The organism is Kocuria dechangensis (genome assembly GCF_014636775.1).
In the GTDB taxonomy this organism is placed as follows: Bacteria; Actinomycetota; Actinomycetes; order Actinomycetales; family Micrococcaceae; genus Kocuria; species Kocuria dechangensis.
Genome location: NZ_BMEQ01000009.1, coordinates 95,005 through 113,206, shown reverse-complemented (window position 1 = coordinate 113,206; position 18,202 = coordinate 95,005). Strand labels below are relative to the sequence as shown.

Sequence of the window (18,202 nt, the reverse complement as noted above, 5' to 3'; positions counted from 1 at the left end):
GCTCAGGCCAGCACGCGCAGGGCGGAGGGCAGGACGTCGACGCGGACGGGGAGGGGCGCGAGCCGCTCCCCGTCCGCGTAGGCGGTGACGTCCGCGGCGTCGACGGCGACCGAGCGCACGCGCTCGATCCGCACCGCGTCGAGCCCCACGTGCCGGCCGGTGAACAGGGTGGGGAACACCCGCAGGAACCGGGCCCGGCCCATCGGGGCCACGCTGAACAGCTCCAGCAGCCCGTCGTCGTGCCGGGCGTCCGGCACGATCCGCAGGCCCCCGCCGATCGAGGACGTGTTCGCGACGTTGAGCAGCATCGCCTCCCGCCGCTCCTCCCGGACGGCCCCGGCGGCGTCCACGACCTCCAGGCGGTAGGAGATGGTGCGCAGCCGCAGCAGCTCCACGAGCACGGCGCCGAGGTACTTGGCGGACCCGGCGGGCCGGCGCCACCGGTTGGCGCGCTCGTTGACCGCGGCGTCGAAGCCCGCGCACAGCGCCGTCGCGAAGCAGGCGGTGCGGCCGTCCGCGAAGCGCGCGCGCCCCACGTCGAGCAGGCGGGGCACGGGCTCGTCGAGCCGGCGCAGGATCCGCCCGGCCGCGGCCTCGGGGTCCCGGTCCGGCACGCCGAGGTGGCGCGCCAGATCGTTGCCGCTGCCCGAGGGGACGATCCCGAGGGGGATCGCGACGCCCTGCCCGGCGAGCTCCACGAGCACCCCCAGGCCGGCGTGCACCATCCCGTCCCCGCCCACGACCACGAGGGCGCGGGCCGTCAGGGCGGAGGCCCGCAGCCGGTCGCGGACCAGCTCGACCAGGGCCGCGGGATCGGGCGCGGCGAGCACCACGGCGTCGTCGCCGCCCGTGCGCAGCAGCTCGGCGGCGCGGTGCGCGTGCTCGAGGGCGCGGCCGCGGCCGGCGGTGGGGTTCACGGCCAGGAACCAGGTCCCCGTCCCGGGGCGGGGGGAGCGCCGGGGGCCGGTCACCGGGGCCCGCCGGGACAGGGGCGGCTCACTCGCGGTCCTGGGCGCTGCACGCGGCGCACACGCCCGTGATCTCCACCGTGTGGTCGACCTCCGTGAAGCCGTGGGCCGCGGCGGTGCGCCCGGCCCACTCCTCGACGGCGGGGGCCTCCAGCTCCACCGCCGCCCCGCAGCGGCGGCACACGAGGTGGTGGTGGTGGTGCTCAGCGGAGCACCGGCGGTAGATCGCCTCGCCGTCGTCGCTGCGCAGGACGTCGAGCTCCCCGAGCTCGGACATCGACTGCAGGATACGGTAGGTCGTCGCCAGGGACACGGACTCGCCGCGCTCCCGCAGCAGCGCGTGCAGGTCCTGGGTGGAGATGAAGTCCTCCAGGGAGGTCAGGGCCTCCGCGATCACGCGGCGCTGGCGGGTGTTGCGCACCTCGCTCGGGCCGCGCCCGGTCGTCCTCACGCTCACGCCTCGTCCTTCCGTATGGTCCCCGTGTGGTCCTCGTCTGGTCCCGGAGGGGGCTGCACCCCCAGCTTAACAACTGCCGCCCGGCGCGTGCCGCCCGTCCCGCCCCGGGACGGGCGGCGGGGCTAGGCTGAGCCCCATGGAGCTGACCAAGTACACCCACTCGTGCGTCCGGCTCGAGAAGGCGGGCCGGGTCCTGGTGGTCGACCCGGGCAACCTCTCGGAGCCCGGGGAGCTGGCGGAGGCGCTCGACGGCGCCCACCACGTGCTCGTGACCCACGTCCACCCGGACCACCTGGACCGCGAGCCGCTGCTGGCGCACCTGCGCGCCCACCCGGGCACCGCGGTGCACGCCCCCGCCTCCGTGGCCGCCGGGCTCCGCGAGGAGCTGGGGGAGGGGTTCGCCGTCCACGACGCGGAACCGGAGACCGTCCTGGAGCTCGACGGCTTCACGGTGCGGACCTTCGGCGGCCAGCACGCGCTCATCCACCCCCAGATCCGCACCGTCGACAACATCGGCTACCTGATCGACGGCACCGTCTACCACCCCGGGGACTCGCTCGTGGTCCCCCACGGGCTGTCCGTGCCCGTGCTGCTGGCCCCCCTCCACGCCCCGTGGAACAAGATGTCCGAGGTCATCGACTTCGTCGTGGCCGTGCGGCCGCGGCAGGTCCACCAGATCCACGACGGCCTGCTCTCGCCCGCCGGCTTCCGCATCATCGAGAAGCAGGTCTCGGCGTTCGCCGCCAAGTACGGCGTCCGGTACCGGCACCTGGGGGTGGGCGAGCGCGTCGTCCTCTGACCCGCCGGCCCGGACCCGGCTCCCGCCTCCCCGGCCCTTCCCCCTGCTCCTCCGCTCCCTTCCGACGACGACGAAAGGTCTCCCATGAGCACCGTGTTCACCAAGATCATCGACGGCGAGATCCCCGGCCGCTTCGTGTGGCAGGACGACCGCGCCGTGGCGTTCCTGTCCATCGACCCGCTCTCCCAGGGCCACACCCTCGTGGTCCCGCGCGAGGAGCACGACCACTGGATCGACCTGCCGGAGGACCTCGCCGCGCACCTGATGCTGGTCGCGCAGAAGATCGGCCGGGCCCTCGACGCCGTGTGGCGCCCGGCGCGCGTGGGCCAGATGATCCAGGGCTTCGAGGTCCCCCACACCCACATCCACGTCTGGCCCGCGGACACGGTCGAGCAGTTCCAGTTCGTCAACGTCATCCGCGACCCCGAGCCGGCGTGGATGGACGAGGCCGCCGAGAAGCTGAGGTCGGCGCTGACCGAGGCCGGGCACGGGGAGTTCGTCCCCCGCGGCTGACGCGCGCCGGTCAGGGCCGTGCCGCCTCCAGGGCGTCCTTGAGCGCCTTGCGGATCCGCTTCTCCGAGACCGTGTGGGCGGTGCCCAGCTCCTGGGCGAACAGCGAGACCCGCAGCTCCTCGATCATCCAGCCCACCCGGCGCAGCTCGTCCGGCACCGCCATCGCGGCCGGCAGCGCGTCGAGCGCGGCGTCGTAGTCGTCCTCCAGCTTCTGCACGGCGAGCATGCCCGCCGTGTCCCGCTGCAGGTGCCCGGCGAGCTTCTCGAGCCGCACCTCCATGGCCCGCACGTAGCGCGGCAGGTGCTGGAGCTGCTCCCAGCCGGTCGCCGCCACGAAGCCCGGGTGCACCAGGTGCTCCAGCTGGGCCTTGACGTCGTTGAGGGAGTTGATCGCCGCCAGCGACGCCGACTGCTTGAGCGCCTTGCGGATCCGCGCTGCGCCCGAGAGCACTTGCTCCACGAGCGCCGTGACCTGGAAGACCGTGTCGATGAGCTCGGCGCGCACGTGGTCGTGCAGCCGGTCGAACTCCGCGCGGGTGAAGGGGGGCTCGTCCGGGACGAGCTTGTCGATCGCGGCCACCGTGCAGTCGGCGATGAGCTCGGTCACGGACCCGTGCGGGTTCTGGGTGAAGACGAGCTTCTCCCGGTTGTTGAGGTGCTCCAGCACGTACCGCTCGGGGGAGGGGAGGCGCAGCTGCAGCAGGGCGATCACGCCGCGGCGCTGGGCCGCCCGCTGCTCGGCGGCCGAGGAGAGGATGCGCACGGCCACCGTGGCGCCCTGCGCCCCGGCCTGCCCGCCCCCCCTGCGGTCCTTCCCGCGCCCGCTGTCCTTCCCGCTCCTGCTGTCCTTGCCGCTCCGCCCGGGCGCGGTCCGGTCCCGCTCCTCGGGGACCAGCGCGGGGTAGCCGGTGATCCGCTGGCCCGCCACCGTGGACTCGACGGTGCGCGGCACGTCCTGCTCCGGCCACGCGGTCAGCCCCGACCGCTCCAGCGCGGGCCGCGCCGGCTCCGGCGCGCGCGGGGCGGGGGCCGGGGCGTCCCCGCGGCCGGGGCGCCCGGAGGTCCCGGCGGCGCCCCGGGCCGCGGCGGGGACCGCGCCGAGGGACTCGGCCAGGGCGCGCCGGATCTCGTCGTGCAGCTCCGCCTTCAGCAGCTCCAGGTCCTCGCCCTCGCCCAGCACGCGGTTGCGGCGGTCGCGGACCTGGAAGCGCATCCGCAGGTGCGCCGGCACCGCGTCCCAGTTCCAGGACCCCGGCGGGACCACGTGGCCCCTGAGCCGGCGCAGGGCCAGCTCCAGCGACGGCTCCAGGGCGTCGACGGCCGGGTCGAAGTCCTGCCCGAGCATCGCGACCGCCTGCCGGGCGACGTCGGGGGCGGGCACGAAGTTCCGGCGCACCGCCTTGGGCAGCGACTTGATGAGCGCGGTGACGAGCTCGGTGCGGAACCCCGGGATCTGCCACTCGAACTGCTCGGGGTCGAGCTGGTTGAGGAACAGCACCGGCACGCGCACCGTCACGCCGTCGGCGTGGTCGGAGCCCGGCGCGAACTCGTAGTCGAGGTCGAGCACGAGCTCCCCGTCGCGGGTCCGCCGCACCCACTGCCGCGGGTAGAGCGACTCGTCGTAGTCGCGGGCGTCCTCGGCGATGAGGGACTCGGGGTCGAGGTCGAGCAGGTGCTCGTCCTGCTGGCGGGCCTTCTTCCACCAGGAGTCGAAGTGGCGGGCCGAGACCACGGAGGCCGGGATCCGCTCGTCGTAGAACGCGAACAGGGTCTCGTCGTCGATCCGCAGGTCCTTGCGGCGCAGCCGGTTCTCGAGCTCCTCCACCTCGGCCAGGCGCCTGCGGTTGCGCTCGAAGAACCGGTGCCGGGTCTGCCAGTCGCCCTCCACGAGGGCGTGGCGGACGAACAGCTCCCGCGCCTCGGCGGGGTCCACGCGCCAGAAGTTGATCCGGCGCCGGGCGACGATCGGCACGCCGTAGAGCGTGACCTTCTCGTAGGCCATGACGGAGCCCTCCGCGCGGGACCAGTGCGGCTCCGAGACGCTGCGCTTGACGAGGCCCGGGGCGAGCTCCTCGGCCCACAGGGGGTCGATCGCGGCGTTGACGCGCGCCCAGAGCCGGGAGGTCTCCACGAGCTCGGCGGACATCACCCAGTCCGGGGACTTCTTGAACAGGTTGGAGCCGGGGAAGATCGCGAAGCGGGTGCCGCGGGCACCCTGGTACTCGCGCTTGCGCTCGTCCTTGAGCCCGATGTGGCTGAGCAGGCCCGCGAGCAGGGACACGTGGATCTCCCGCTCCTTGCCCGCGGGGTCCACCTCCCGGCCCTTGCCGACGCGGATGCCGACCTGCTGGCCCATCTGGCGCAGCTGGGCGTAGAGGTCCTGCCACTCGCGGATCCGCAGGAAGTTCAGGAACTCCCGCTGGCACAGCTTCCGGAACCGGGTCGAGGACAGCTCCTCCTGCTGCTCCTGGACGTACTGCCACAGCAGCAGCCAGCTCGTGAAGTCGGAGGTCTCGTCCGCGAACCGCTTGTGCAGCTCGTCCGCCTGCTGGCGCTTCTCGAGCGGGCGCTCGCGGGGGTCCTGGACGGTCAGCGCCGCGGCGAGCACCATGACCTCGCGGGCGCAGCCGCGCCGGTCGGCCTCCACGATCATCCGCCCCAGCCGCGGGTCCACCGGCAGCTGCGCGAGCTGGCGGCCCACCGGGGTGAGGGGCCCGCCGGAGTCCTCCTCGCGGCGCCCGCGCGGGGACGCGCCCCGCGGCTCCTTCAGGGCCCCCAGCTCGCGGAGCAGGGCCACGCCGTCCTTGACGGACCGGGACTCGGGCGGCTCCACGAACGGGAAGCGCTCGATGTCCCCGGGCTCGTTGACCACGCCGACCGCCGTCATCTGCAGGATGACGGCGGCGAGGTTGGTGCGCAGGATCTCCGGGTCGGTGAACTCGGGGCGGGAGAGGTAGTCCTCCTCCGAGTAGAGCCGGATGCAGATGCCGTCCGAGACGCGGCCGCAGCGGCCCGAGCGCTGGTTCGCCGAGGCCTGCGAGATCCGCTCGATCGGCAGCCGCTGCACCTTGGTCCGCGCGGAGTAGCGCGAGATGCGGGCGGTGCCGGGGTCGATGACGTACTTGATGCCGGGGACGGTCAGGGACGTCTCGGCCACGTTGGTGGCCAGCACGATCCGCCGCCGGCCCGACGGCGCGAAGACCCGGTGCTGCTCGGCCATCGACAGCCGGCCGAACAGGGGCAGGATCTCGGCGTCGGCCATGCCGCGGACACGCTTGAGGGTGCCCTGGAGGGCCTCCTGCGCGTCGCGGATCTCGCGCTCGCCGGCGAAGAAGACGAGGATGTCGCCGGGGGCCTCGTGGGAGAGCTCCTCGACGGCGTCGCACACCGCGTCGATGGGGTCCCGGTCCTCGTCCTCGAGCCCGTCCCCGGCGTCCTCGGCGTCCGTGCCGCCGTCCCCGGAGCGCGGCTCGGACAGGGGCCGCCAGCGGATCTCCACGGGGAAGGTCCGCCCCGAGACCTCGATCACCGGGGCCGGCGACGGCTCGGCGCCGTCGTCGGGGACCGGGGCGAAGTGCCGGGCGAAGCGGTCCGGGTCGATGGTCGCGGAGGTGATGACGATCTTCAGGTCCGGGCGCTGGGGGAGGATCCGCCGCAGGTAGCCCAGCAGGAAGTCGATGTTCAGCGAGCGCTCGTGGGCCTCGTCGATGATGATGGCCGAGTACCGGCGCAGGAGCCGGTCGTGCTGGATCTCCGCGAGCAGGATGCCGTCGGTCATGAGCTTGATCCGGGAGTCGGCGCCGACCTCGGAGGTGAAGCGCACCTGGTAGCCGACCGTCCCGCCGACCTTCTCGCCCATCTCCTCGGCGATCCGCTCCGCCACGGAGCGCGCCGCGATCCGCCGGGGCTGGGTGTGGCCGATCAGCCCGCGCTCGCCGAGGCCGAGCTCGAGGCACATCTTGGGGATCTGGGTGGTCTTGCCGGACCCCGTCTCGCCCGCGATCACGACCACCTGGTGGCCGGCGATCGCGCTCATGATGTCCTCCCGCCGCGCGGAGACGGGGAGGTGCTCGGGGTAGACGAGGGTTCGGGGGCTGCTCACGGGTGCTGACATGTCCCCACGATCCTACCGGGGACGGCTCCGCCCCGGGGCGGCCCCCGGCCCCGGGAGGCGCTGCGGGACACGCCCGGAAAGGCCCGCACGAGCGGGGCTCGCCGGTGGACGATCGGAGCCTGGGAGACTGTCCCCGAAGCCGTTTCGTCACCAGTTGTGAGCTGCGTCGCATTTCTCGACCGGACGGCGGGTAATATCCGGGACATCACCCCTTCCAGAAAGGACCCACCATGAAGCGACTGTTCCCGTTGACGGCGGCCCTCGCGTCCTCCGCCCTCCTGCTCACCGGCTGCGGGGGCTCGGGCACGTCCGGCTCCGGCGGCGAGTCGGGAGCGGCCGCCGAGGAGGCCACCGTCGGGATCAGCCAGTTCGTCGAGCACCCCTCGCTCGACGCCGCCCGGGAGGGCTTCCTGGAGGCGCTCGCGGAGGGCGGCTACACGGAGGGGGAGAACCTGACGGTCGACCTCCAGAACGCCTCGGGCGACCAGGGCACCTCCACCAGCATCGCGTCGAACTTCGCGTCCTCGGACGCGGACCTGCTGCTCGCGATCGCGACCCCCTCCGCCCAGGGACTGGCCCAGTCCGTCACGGACCGCCCCGTCCTGTTCACCGCCGTCACCGACCCGGTGGAGGCCGGGCTGGTCGAGTCCCTGGAGAGCCCCGGCGGCAACGTCACGGGCACCACCGACATGAACCCGGTCGCGGAGCAGATCGCGCTGATCAAGCAGCTCGACCCCGAGGCCACCTCCGTCGGCATCATCTACAGCTCGGGCGAGACCAACTCGCAGGTCCAGGTGGACCTCGCCAAGGAGGCCGCCGCGGAGGAGGGCCTCGAGGTCGTCGAGAAGGCCGTCACCAACACCTCCGAGGTCGCCCAGGCGGCCGAGTCCTTCGACACCGACGCCATCTACGTCCCCACCGACAACAAGGTGGTCTCCGGGCTGGAGGCCGTGGTCTCGGCCGCCGAGACCAAGCAGATTCCGCTGGTCGCCGGCGAGGGCGACTCCGTGGAGCGCGGCGCCCTCATCACCAAGGGCATCGACTACCAGCAGCTCGGCCGCCAGACGGGCGAGATGGCCCTGCGCATCCTCAAGGACGGCGAGGAGCCCGCGTCCATGCCCGTCGAGTCCCAGGAGGAGACCGAGCTGATCATCAACCTGCAGGCCGCCGAGCGGATGGGCGTCGAGGTGCCCCAGCAGTTGCGCGACTCCGCCGACCGGGTCATCGAGTAGCCCGCGGCCGCCCCGGCCGCTCCCACCCGGCGCGGGCGGTGCCGGTGCCCGTCACCCCGGGCCCCCGCACCGCCCCACCGCCCCACCAGGAGCCCCCGCCCGATCGGCGGACAGGCCCCACGTCCTACGACTCAAGAACGGATCCACCTGAAGTGATAGCCGGAATCGAACTCGGACTGCTGTACGCGGTCATGGCCCTGGGCGTGTACCTCACGTTCCGCGTGCTCGACTTCCCCGACCTGACCGTCGACCAGTCCTTCACCACGGGCGCCGCCACCACGGCCATGATCATCCTCGGCGGGGGGAACCCGTGGCTGGCCACCGCCGCCGGCTTCGTGACCGGCGCGCTCGCCGGGCTCATCACGGGCCTGCTGCACACCAAGGCCCACATCAACGGCCTGCTCGCGGGCATCCTCACGATGACCGCCCTCTACTCGATCAACCTGCGCGTCATGGACGGGAAGGCCAATCTCTCCCTCCTGCGCGAGGACACGGTCTTCACCCCGCTCGCCGAGCTGGGCGTGCAGGGCACCTGGATCGGGATCGCCCTGTTCCTGGCCGGAGTGGCCGTGGTCAAGGTGCTGCTCGACTGGTTCCTCTACACCGACGCCGGGCTCGCGATGCAGGCCACCGGCGACAACCCGGACATGATCCGCTCCTTCGGCGTGAACACGGACCACCAGAAGATGCTCGGGCTGTGCCTGTCCAACGGGCTCGTCGGCCTCGCCGGGTCCCTCGTGGCCCAGTACCAGGGCTTCGCCGACATCGGCATGGGCATCGGCCTCATCGTCGTCGGCCTCGCCTCCGTGATCCTGGGCCAGGGGCTGTTCGGCTCCCGGACCGTGGTCGTCGCCACGCTCGCCGTGATCCTGGGCTCCATCGTCTACCGGCTGGTCATCACCGTGGCCCTGCAGGCGGGGCTCAACCCGTCGGACATGAAGCTGATCTCCGCGGTGCTCGTGGTCCTCGCGCTCGTCGTCCCGCAGCTGCAGTTCTTCCGGCGCCGCCGGGAGAAGCACCAGGCCAGCGAGGCGGCACGTCTCGTGGACGAGCTCACCGACAACCCTGCGACCGAGAAGGCAGGTGCCTGACCCGTGCTCACCATCGACAACGTCCACAAGACGTTCTTCGCCGGGACCGTCAACGAGCGCCGCGCGCTGGCCGGCGTGTCCCTCACCCTCGCCGAGGGCGACTTCCTGACCGTCATCGGCTCCAACGGCGCCGGGAAGTCGACGATCCTCAACACGATCTCCGGGACCCTGATCCCGGACACCGGGACGGTGCGGGTCGACGACATCGACGTCACGCGCCTGCCCGAGCACAAGCGCGCCCGCTACCTCTCCCGCGTCTTCCAGGACCCCATGAAGGGCTCGTCGCCGACCATGACGGTCGAGCAGAACATGGCCATCGCCCTGCAGCGCGGCAAGTCCCGCGGGCTGGCGCAGGGGCTCACGAACGCCCGGCGGCAGCTGTTCCGCGACAAGCTCGCGAGCCTGGAGCTGGGCCTGGAGAACCGGCTCGGCGCCAAGGTGGGGCTGCTCTCGGGCGGTCAGCGGCAGGCGCTGTCCCTGCTGATGGCGACGTTCTCGGAGCCGCGGATCCTGCTGCTCGACGAGCACACCGCCGCGCTCGACCCGCAGCGGGCCGACCTCGTCTCCCGTCTGACGGCGGACATCGTGGCCGAGCAGAACCTCACGACGGTGATGGTCACGCACAACATGGAGCAGGCGCTGCGCCTGGGCAACCGGCTGATCATGATGCACGAGGGCCGGATCCTCTTCGAGCTCGACGCCGAGCAGAAGCGGTCGATGACCGTGCCGGGCCTGCTGGAGCAGTTCCGGCGGCTGCAGCCGGGAGCGGGCCAGGAGGCGTTCGACGACGCTACGCTGTTCGAGAGCGTCAAGACCGAGCCGGGGCACTGACCCAGGGGTGCTGATCCAGGAGCACTGACCCGGGGCGGCGCCCCCGGAGCGGGCGACGACGGGGCGGACCGGGACCGGTCCGCCCCGTCGCGCGTCCCGGCAGACGTCCGCCCACAGCCCGGCCACCGAACCAGGAGAGCAGCACCGTGACCGATCCCCTCGACGAGCCCCTCGAGCACCGGCGCGCCCACCGCCGCCGGACGGGCGGCTGGATGCTGGCCGTCGGGCTGGTGGCACTGTTCGTGTCGACCTTCGCCGTGCCCGAGGCCCTCGTCCACCTCGCCCGGGCCTCCGCCGAGGGGGCGGCGCTGGGCGCGCGGGGCGCGGCGACGACAGCGGTGGGGGCCGTGACGCTGCTGGGCGGCGGCGCGCTGGCGGTCCTCGGCTTCAACTGGCGCCGCTCGGCGGGCGAGGCGCCGCACCCGGAGGACCTGCTCGACGACGAGCAGTTCGGCGACGACCCGCTGCGGCCCTTCGACCCGGACCGGTTCCGCGGTCCCGGGCACCGGGACCCCGACGCCCGCGACTGAGACCACCCCTGCCGGGGCGCCCGTGACCCGGACCACCGCGGCCGGGACCACCGCGGCCGGGACACCCGTGCGCGGCAGGTCCGCGGCCGGGGCGCCCGCGGTCAGGGCGCCGCGGACCCGCCGGTGTGGACCACGACGGTCCCGGCGGCGCCGTCGACGGTGACGACGTCCCCGGTGGCGATCCGCAGGGTGGCCTCCGGGACGCCGACGACGGCGGGGATCCCGTACTCGCGGGCCACCACCGCTCCGTGGGAGATCGGCCCGCCCATCTCCATCACGAGGGCCGCCGCCGTCAGGAACAGCGGGGTCCAGCCCGGGTCCGTGGACGGGGCCACGAGCACCTCGCCGGGCTCCAGCCGCGCGGCCGCCGGGTCCAGGACGACGCGGGCCGTGCCCGTGACGGTGCCGGCCGAGGCCGGGGCGCCGCGCAGGGTCCCCGCGGGCAGGTCCCGGCCGGCCGCCGACCCGGCGGCCACGGCCACGGCCGCCTCCGCGTCGGTGCCGTCGGAGAGCAGGATCCGCGGGATGTGGCGGCGGCGCAGCTCCCGCTCGTACTCGCGCCGCCGCGCGGCCACCGGCTCGTGCAGGTCCGCACCACCCAGGCCCGCGCGGACCTCGGCCAGGTCCAGGAAGAAGACGTCGGCGGGCGTGCCGATCCGCCCGGCCGCGACGAGCTCCCCGCCCACGAGCGCGAGCTGGCGCCGGAGCTCGGCCAGCACGACGACCATGGTGAACTTGGGCTGCTCGCGCAGCCCGGCGGTCCGCCGCACCTGGCGCAGGGCGCGGGCGGCCAGCGCGCCGCGCAGCCGGCCGCGGGCCCGGGCGCGGGAGGACAGGTCGGCGACCAGGGCCTCGGCCCGCTCGGCCGCGCGGGCGAACTGCACGTCGGGGGCCTGCTCCGGGTCGTCCAGCCGCAGGTAGTTGGCCAGGACGTTGAGGACGTGGGTGGGGTCCTCCGACCAGCGGGGCACGCCGATGTCGATCTCGGCCACGGCGCGGTGCCCGTACTCGGCCAGGACGTCCCGCAGGATCTGCTGGAGGACCGGGGGGAGGGAGCCCTCGGCCCAGCGGGCGGCGAGGTCCCGCGGGTGCTCCCCGGCGAGCGCCCGGGCGGACTCCGGGTCCGCCCCCACGGCGACCGCGGCGCGCCACAGCCGCAGGTCCATCTCGGTGGTCACGTTGCGCGGCAGCCCGCGCAGCACGCCGGCCAGCTCGCCGGGAGCCAGCACGGGCCGGAGCAGCCACCGTGCCAGGCCGAGCCACAGGTAGCCGGCCGCGGGGGCGGGCAGCTGCCGCATCACGAAGGGGACCATCTCCCGCGTCAGCATCCGCTCGACGAGGTCCAGCCGGCGGGCGGCGGTGACGGGCCCGTCGAGGACGAGGCGAGCGCGCAGCTCCCGCTCCGCGCGCTCGCCGCGGCGCACGGCGGCCTCCGGCCGGACCAGGGCCGCGAGCACCTGCGGGGTCGCGCCCAGCTGGGGCAGGCCGCGGACGAGGCGCGCGGGGTTCGGCGGCGTCCGGGACCGGACGGGGGCGAAGCGGGGGTCCTCCATGAGGCTCCGGAGCACGGCCTCCGAGCGGGTGTCGGCCGCGCGCGCCATGCGCACCGCGAGGTGGCGGCCGATCCTGCTGCGCAGCAGCGGCGTGACGTCCGTGAACAGGCGGAGCCCGGCCTGCACGTACCGCAAGGCCAGGGCGTCGGCGCCTCCGTCCTGCGCCAGCCAGCCGTCCGCGATCGCCTGGAAGGTGGAGAGTCCCATGGGCGTCAGCGGGCGGGTCAGCCCCTGCAGCAGGCTGGCGCACAGGTAGACGCGGTCGCCGGGGCCGGCGGGCTCGGGCAGGGGGTACAGCGTGGTGACGGGCCGCGACTGGACCAGGAGCACCCGGCCGCCGGGCTCGATCGCCCACTCCAGGTCCTGGGGCGTTCCGAAGAGCCGCTCCGCGCGGGCCCCGAGGGCGGCGAGGGTGCGCACCTGCTCGTCGGTGAGGCACAGGCGGTCCGCGCCGCTCGCGTGCCGCACCCGCTCCGTCCCGCCACCGGGGGCCGGGCGCACCTCCGTGCGCTTGCCGCCCGGCACCCGCTCGAGGACGCGGCCCGTGGCGGTCTCCAGCACGAAGCGGTCGGGGTCGACGGCGCCGCTGACGAGGGCCTCGCCCAGCCCGGGCGCCGCGTCGACGACGCTGCGCCCGCGGCGGCCGGTGAGCGGGTCCGCCGTGAAGAGCACCCCCGAGACCTCCGCCGCCACCATCGACTGGACCACGACGGCCAGGCCCACGGTGCCCTCCTCGATGCCGTGGTCGCGCCGGTAGGCCACGGCCCGGTCCGTCCACAGGGAGGCCCAGCAGCGACGGACCGCGTCCAGCACGGCGTCCTCGCCGACCACGTTGAGGTAGGTGTCCTGCTGCCCGGCGAAGCTGGCCTCGGGGGAGTCCTCGGCCGTGGCGGAGGAGCGCACGGCGACGGGGTGCGTCCCGCCCAGGGCCGCGTAGGCGGCGCGGACGGCGTCGGCGACGTCGGCGGGCACCGTGACGGCCTCGAGCGCGGCGCGCAGCCGGGAGGCCGGTGTGCCGGGGGACGCCAGGAGCCGCTCGAGGCCGGCGGTCGCGGCCGCCCGGCGGTAGGCGCCGGTCGTCACGCAGAAGCCCGGCGGCACGGGCAGCCCGGCGGCCAGCATCGCCCCCAGCCGCAGGGCCTTTCCGCCCACGGCCTCGAGCACGTCCTCGCTCGTGCCCGGGCCCTCGGCGTCGAGCGCGACGCGCCCGACCTCCGCGAGGTCGACGACGGGGCCCACGGGGAGGGCCGGGTGCGGCTGGGCGCTGTCCATGATCGTCTCCGGGGCTGGAACGGCCGTCTCTGGTGCCCCGAGTGTAGGAGCGCGCGGGTCCGGGCTCAATGCCCGCTCAACGCCCCTCAGGGGCCGCTGGGACGGCGCGGCGGCAGGTCCCGGGCACGACGAAGCCCCCGGATCCGAGGGATCCGGGGGCTTCCGATGTCCTGGGACATCGCACGGTGCCCGCGATAGGATTCGAACCTACGGCCTTCTGCTCCGGAGGCAGACGCTCTATCCACTGAGCTACGCGGGCCGGCTGACGCCTTCCGGCGACGAACCTCAACGATACTACAGGTTCCGGGCCGCCCCCGTCGATCGGCCCGACACGGGCGGGTCGTGCCGCGCGGTTACACTGGTCCGGTGACTCCAGAAGAACTTTCTCTCGCCGTATCCGCATGCCTGCAGGACGCCGTGTCCGAGGGCGTCCTCGCCCTGGGCGACGGGGCCGCGCTGCCGGAGGTCCGGATCGAGCGGCCGAAGAACCGGGAGCACGGGGACTGGGCGACCAACGTCGCGATGCAGCTGGCCAAGAAGGTCGGCAGGGCCCCCCGCGACGTCGCCGCCGTCGTCAAGGACCGGCTGGAGCACACCGCGGGCGTCGCGTCCGTGGACGTCGCCGGTCCCGGCTTCCTCAACATCACCCTGGACGCCGCCGCCGCCGGCGAGCTGGCGCGCTCCATCGTGGAGCAGGGCGCCGCCTTCGGCACGGCGGACTCGCTCGCCGGCACCGCCATCAACCTCGAGTTCGTCTCCGCCAACCCCACCGGCCCCGTCCACCTGGGCGGCACCCGCTGGGCGGCGGTGGGGGACTCGCTGGCCCGCGTCCTCGAGGCGCAGGGCGCGAGTGTCGTGCGCGAGTACTACTTCAACGACGCCGGCGCGCAGATCGACCGCTTCGCACGCTCCCTGCTCGCCCGCGCCCAGGGCGAGCCCGCCCCCGAGGACGGCTACGGCGGGGAGTACATCACCGACATCGCCGGACGGATCGTCGCGGAGGAGCCCGGCGTCCTCGACTCGGGGGACCCGCAGGAGGCGTTCCGCGCGGCGGGCGTCGAGCTGATGTTCGCGGAGATCAAGTCCTCGCTGCACGAGTTCGGCGTGGACTTCGACGTGTACTTCCACGAGCAGTCCCTGTTCGAGAACGGCGCCGTCGAGGGCCTGCTCGAGCAGCTCAAGGGCTCCGGGGCCCTCTACTTCGCCGACGGCGCGTGGTGGCTGCGCTCCAGCGCCTACGGCGACGACAAGGACCGGGTGGTCATCAAGTCCGACGGCCAGGCCGCCTACATCGCCGGGGACATCGCCTACTTCAAGGACAAGCGGGACCGCGGGGCGGACCTGTGCATCTACATGCTCGGCGCCGACCACCACGGCTACGTGGCCCGGCTCAAGGCCGCCGCGGCCGCCCTGGGGGACTCCCCGGACCGCGTCGAGGTGCTCATCGGGCAGATGGTGAACCTGGTCAAGGACGGCGTGCCCGTGCGGATGTCCAAGCGCGCCGGCAACGTGGTCACCATGGAGGACCTCGTCGAGGCCGTCGGCGTGGACGCCGCCCGGTACTCCCTGACCCGCTTCTCGGTGGACTCCAACATCGACATCGACCTGGACCTGCTGACCCGCCGCTCCAACGAGAACCCGGTCTTCTACGTCCAGTACGCCCACGCCCGCACCTGCGCGGTGGGCCGCAACGCCGAGGCGGCGGGCGTCTCCCGCACGGACGCCGGGGGAGCGCCGGTGTTCGACGCCGCCCTGCTGGACCACCCCATGGAGGGCGAGCTGCTCGCCGCCCTCGGCCAGTACCCGTCCGTGCTGGCGCAGGCCGCCCAGTTCCGCGAGCCCCACCGCGTGGCCCGCCACCTCGAGGTGATCGCCGGGACCTACCACCGCTGGTACGACGCGTGCCGGGTCGCCCCGCAGGGCGACGAGGAGGTCACCGGCCTGCACCGCACCCGCCTGTGGCTCAACGACGCCGCCCGCCAGGTCCTGGCCAACGGCCTGGGCGTGCTCGGCGTGACGGCCCCGGAGAGGATGTGATCGGCGTGAGCGTCGGACGGACCGACCGCGCGGCCGGCTCCCCGCTGGCCCCCGCCTGGCTGAGCGTGCCCGAGGACCCCGCCGCCCTCGACCCCGTCATCTGGCCCGAGGCCTTCGGGCGCGGCCCGGACGGCGTGCTGACCGTGTCCGGGATCCCGGCCACGGAGCTCGCCGAGCGCTTCGGCACCCCCGCCTACGTCTACTCCGAGGACGTCCTGCGGGCCCGCGCGCGCGCGTTCCGCGACGCCTTCGGGGAGGCCTTCGCCCGGATCGGCGCCGAGGTCTCCGTGTACTACGCCGGGAAGTCCTTCCTCACCACCGAGGTCGTGCGGTGGATCCGGCAGGAGGGCCTCAACGTGGACACCGCCTCCGGCGGTGAGCTCGCCGTCGCCCTGCGCGGCGGCATGGAGCCCGCCCGGATCGCGCTGCACGGCAACAACAAGTCCGCCGCGGAGATCACCCGCGCCCTCGACGCGGGGCTCGGGCGGATCGTGGTCGACTCCCTCGCCGAGATCGAGCTCGTCGCCCGCCTGGCCCGCACGCTCGGCGTCGTCGCCCCGGTGATGATCCGGGTGACCCCGGGCGTGCACGCCTCCACCCACGAGTTCATCGCCACGGCCCACGAGGACCAGAAGTTCGGCCTCTCCCTGGCCGCCCCGGAGGACGGCGGGGACAGCCCCGCGATGCAGGCGGTCGCCGCGTGCGTCGTGGACCCGGCCCTGGACCTGCGCGGGATCCACTGCCACATCGGCTCCCAGATCTTCGACGCCGAGGGCTTCGGCACCGCGGCCGAGCGCGTGCTCGCGTTCATGGCCAGCGCCGACGAGCGCTTCGGCCTCGAGCTGCCCGAGCTGGACCTGGGCGGCGGCTACGGCATCGCCTACACCGAGGCGGACACCCCGCGCCCGGCCCGCGAGATCGCCGAGTCGCTCGCCGACCGGGTCGCGGCCGCCGCGTCCGCGCTGGGCATCGCCGTCCCGCACCTGTCGATCGAGCCGGGCCGCGCGATCTCCGGCCCCGCGGCCTGCACCCTCTACACCGTGGGCACGCTGAAGACCGTCACGGTCGAGCCCGGCGCGCAGCGCCGCTACGTGTCCGTGGACGGGGGGATGAGCGACAACGCCCGGCCCGTGCTCTACGGCGCCGACTACACCGCCGTGCTCGCCAACCGCGTGTCGGCGGCCGCCCCGGTGCTCTCGCGCGTGGTGGGCAAGCACTGCGAGTCCGGCGACGTCGTCGTGCGCGACGTCTACCTGCCCGAGGACCTCGCCCCCGGCGACCTCCTCGCGGTGCCCGCCACGGGCGCCTACTGCTGGGCACTGTCCAGCAACTACAACTGGGTCCCCCGCCCGCCGGTCGTGGCGGTGCGCGCCGCGGGCGCGCAGCCGGACGCACGGCTGATCGTGCGGGGCGAGACCGAGGACGACCTGCTGGCACGCGACCTGGGAGCCTGAGTGAGCGATTCCACCCCCGAGACCCCCCGACCCTCCGAGACCGCCCCCGGCACCGTGAAGGTGGCCCTGCTGGGCGCCGGCAACGTCGGCGCCGAGGTGGCGCGGATCCTCATCGACCACGGCGGCGAGCTCGCCGCGCGCGTGGGCGCGCCCATCGAGCTGATCGGCATCGCCGTGCGGGACGTCGCCGCCCGGCGCACGGTGGAGCTGCCCGCCGGGCTGCTGACCACCGACGCGGACGCGCTCATCGACGCCGCGGACGTGGTCATCGAGCTCACCGGCGGGATCGAGCCGGCCCGCAGCCGCATCCTGCGCGCGCTGCACGCCGGCAAGCCGGTGATCTCCGGCAACAAGGCGCTCATCGCCCGGCACGGCCGGCAGCTGCAGGACGCCGCCGACGCCGCCGGCGTGCCGCTGTCCTACGAGGCCGCGGTGGCCGGGGCCATCCCCATCGTGCGCCCCATGCGCGACTCCCTCGCCGGGGACCGGGTCGACCGCGTGCTGGGGATCATGAACGGCACCACGAACTACATCCTCGACCAGATGGACACCACGGGCGCCCAGTTCGAGGACGCGCTGGCCGAGGCGCAGCGCCTCGGCTACGCGGAGGCGGACCCGACGGCCGACGTCGAGGGCCACGACGCCGCGGCGAAGGCCGCGATCCTCGCGTCCCTGGCGTTCCACTCGACCTTCACGATCGACGACGTCTACTGCCGCGGAATCACCGGCGTGACCGCCGCGGACGTGGCCGCCGCCAGGGACTCGGGCTACGTCATCAAGCTGCTGGCCGTGTGCGAGCGGTACGCGGACGGGGTGAACCTGCGGGTCACCCCGACCATGATCCCGCGCGAGCACCCGCTCGCCGGGGTGCACGGCGCCTACAACGCCGTGTTCGTGGAGGCCGAGAACGCGGGCTCCCTCATGTTCTACGGCGCCGGCGCGGGCGGGGCGGCCACGGCCTCCGCCGTCCTCGGCGACTTCGTCTCGGCGGCCCGGCGGCTCGTCCTGGGCGGTCCCGCCCAGGTCGCGGAGCCGCACGCCCAGCTGCCGGCGCTGCCGATGGACGAGGTGCGCACCAGCTTCTCCATCACCCTGGTGGTCCACGACCGCCTCGGGGTGCTCGCCCGCATCGCCCAGGTCTTCGCCGACCACGGCGTGTCGATCTACACGATGCAGCAGAAGGACCACCCCCGCGGCGCCCCGCGGCTGGCCGAGCTGCGGCTCGTCACCCACCGGGGCGCGAACAAGGACCTCATGGCCACGGTCGAGGCGCTCGCCGAGCTGGCCGACGTCGAGGAGGTCGCCGGCGTGATCCGCGTGGAGCACGCCGACTGACCGTCCCGGTCCCGCA

General features: G+C 74.2%; 13 protein-coding genes and 1 tRNA gene. 9 read left to right on the top strand and 5 right to left on the bottom strand.

The genetic code is table 11. The annotated features are described in order from the left end of the window. Positions 1 to 2: 2 nt before the first annotated feature. Complete coding sequence (locus IEW07_RS10350; protein ID WP_229741744.1) at positions 3 to 917, bottom strand: diacylglycerol kinase family protein; 915 nt, start codon at positions 915 to 917, stop codon at positions 3 to 5. Positions 918 to 996: 79 nt separating this feature from the next. Then, complete coding sequence (locus IEW07_RS10345) at positions 997 to 1,425, bottom strand: Fur family transcriptional regulator (RefSeq protein ID WP_188536896.1); 429 nt, start codon at positions 1,423 to 1,425, stop codon at positions 997 to 999. Positions 1,426 to 1,561: 136 nt separating this feature from the next. Between IEW07_RS10345 and IEW07_RS10340 the strand changes: the two genes are divergently transcribed. After that, on the top strand, positions 1,562 to 2,224 hold the full coding sequence (locus tag IEW07_RS10340) for an MBL fold metallo-hydrolase (RefSeq protein ID WP_188536894.1): 663 nt from the start codon (positions 1,562 to 1,564) through the stop codon (positions 2,222 to 2,224). A gap of 84 nt (positions 2,225 to 2,308) precedes the next feature. Beyond that, entirely contained in the window at positions 2,309 to 2,737 is a 429-nt protein-coding gene (locus IEW07_RS10335; protein WP_188536892.1) for an HIT family protein, read from the top strand. A 10-nt stretch (positions 2,738 to 2,747) separates the two neighbouring features. Here the strand turns inward: IEW07_RS10335 and hrpA are convergent, their stop codons facing one another. Further along, positions 2,748 to 6,851 (bottom strand): ATP-dependent RNA helicase HrpA, encoded by a 4,104-nt coding sequence (gene hrpA, locus IEW07_RS10330; RefSeq protein WP_188536890.1) that lies wholly within the window; start codon positions 6,849 to 6,851, stop codon positions 2,748 to 2,750. A 230-nt stretch (positions 6,852 to 7,081) separates the two neighbouring features. On the opposite strand from hrpA, the gene IEW07_RS10325 reads away from it, so the two are divergent. The 4 genes from IEW07_RS10325 to IEW07_RS10310 all read left to right on the top strand — a co-directional run bounded on the left by IEW07_RS10325 (position 7,082) and on the right by IEW07_RS10310 (position 10,535). Beyond that, a complete protein-coding gene (locus IEW07_RS10325; protein ID WP_188536888.1) occupies positions 7,082 to 8,083 on the top strand; it encodes an ABC transporter substrate-binding protein in 1,002 nt (333 codons plus the stop codon). Between the two features lie 152 nt (positions 8,084 to 8,235). Next, positions 8,236 to 9,174 carry an ABC transporter permease gene (locus IEW07_RS10320; protein ID WP_188536886.1) on the top strand — a complete coding sequence of 313 codons (939 nt, stop codon included), beginning with the start codon at positions 8,236 to 8,238 and terminating at the stop codon, positions 9,172 to 9,174. Between the two features lie 3 nt (positions 9,175 to 9,177). Further along, entirely contained in the window at positions 9,178 to 10,005 is an 828-nt protein-coding gene (locus tag IEW07_RS10315; protein ID WP_188536883.1) for an ABC transporter ATP-binding protein, read from the top strand. Between the two features lie 146 nt (positions 10,006 to 10,151). Beyond that, positions 10,152 to 10,535 carry a hypothetical protein gene (locus IEW07_RS10310; protein WP_188536881.1) on the top strand — a complete coding sequence of 128 codons (384 nt, stop codon included), beginning with the start codon at positions 10,152 to 10,154 and terminating at the stop codon, positions 10,533 to 10,535. A 101-nt stretch (positions 10,536 to 10,636) separates the two neighbouring features. On the opposite strand, the gene IEW07_RS10305 is transcribed toward IEW07_RS10310, so the two are convergent. Both IEW07_RS10305 and IEW07_RS10300 read right to left on the bottom strand, forming a co-directional pair. Next, positions 10,637 to 13,360: a PEP/pyruvate-binding domain-containing protein gene (locus tag IEW07_RS10305; protein ID WP_188536880.1), complete on the bottom strand. Its 2,724-nt coding sequence runs from the start codon at positions 13,358 to 13,360 to the stop codon at positions 10,637 to 10,639. 186 nt (positions 13,361 to 13,546) lie between these two features. Next, a tRNA-Arg gene (locus IEW07_RS10300) sits at positions 13,547 to 13,619 on the bottom strand. A 107-nt stretch (positions 13,620 to 13,726) separates the two neighbouring features. On the opposite strand from IEW07_RS10300, the gene argS reads away from it, so the two are divergent. Genes argS through IEW07_RS10285 form a run of 3 tightly spaced genes read left to right on the top strand, consistent with a single transcriptional unit; the run spans position 13,727 to position 18,186 of the window. Next, positions 13,727 to 15,397, top strand: coding sequence for an arginine--tRNA ligase (argS, locus tag IEW07_RS10295; RefSeq protein WP_188536878.1), 1,671 nt, complete (start codon positions 13,727 to 13,729; stop codon positions 15,395 to 15,397). A gap of 5 nt (positions 15,398 to 15,402) precedes the next feature. After that, positions 15,403 to 16,851, top strand: a complete 1,449-nt coding sequence (lysA, locus tag IEW07_RS10290; protein WP_188536875.1) for a diaminopimelate decarboxylase — start codon at positions 15,403 to 15,405, stop codon at positions 16,849 to 16,851. Next, the gene (locus IEW07_RS10285) at positions 16,852 to 18,186 is read left to right on the top strand and encodes a homoserine dehydrogenase (RefSeq protein WP_188536873.1); all 1,335 of its coding nucleotides are present in this window, start codon (positions 16,852 to 16,854) and stop codon (positions 18,184 to 18,186) included. Positions 18,187 to 18,202 lie beyond the last annotated feature (16 nt).

What these genes read in the sequence shown, in the direction of transcription:
- IEW07_RS10305 (WP_188536880.1), bottom strand. Translation starts at nt 13,360, where the DNA reads ATGGACAGCGCCCAGCCGCACCCGGCCCTCCCCGTGGGCCCCGTCGTC.
- IEW07_RS10325 (WP_188536888.1), top strand. Translation starts at nt 7,082, where the DNA reads ATGAAGCGACTGTTCCCGTTGACGGCGGCCCTCGCGTCCTCCGCCCTC.
- hrpA (WP_188536890.1), bottom strand. Translation starts at nt 6,851, where the DNA reads ATGTCAGCACCCGTGAGCAGCCCCCGAACCCTCGTCTACCCCGAGCAC.
- IEW07_RS10340 (WP_188536894.1), top strand. Translation starts at nt 1,562, where the DNA reads ATGGAGCTGACCAAGTACACCCACTCGTGCGTCCGGCTCGAGAAGGCG.
- IEW07_RS10335 (WP_188536892.1), top strand. Translation starts at nt 2,309, where the DNA reads ATGAGCACCGTGTTCACCAAGATCATCGACGGCGAGATCCCCGGCCGC.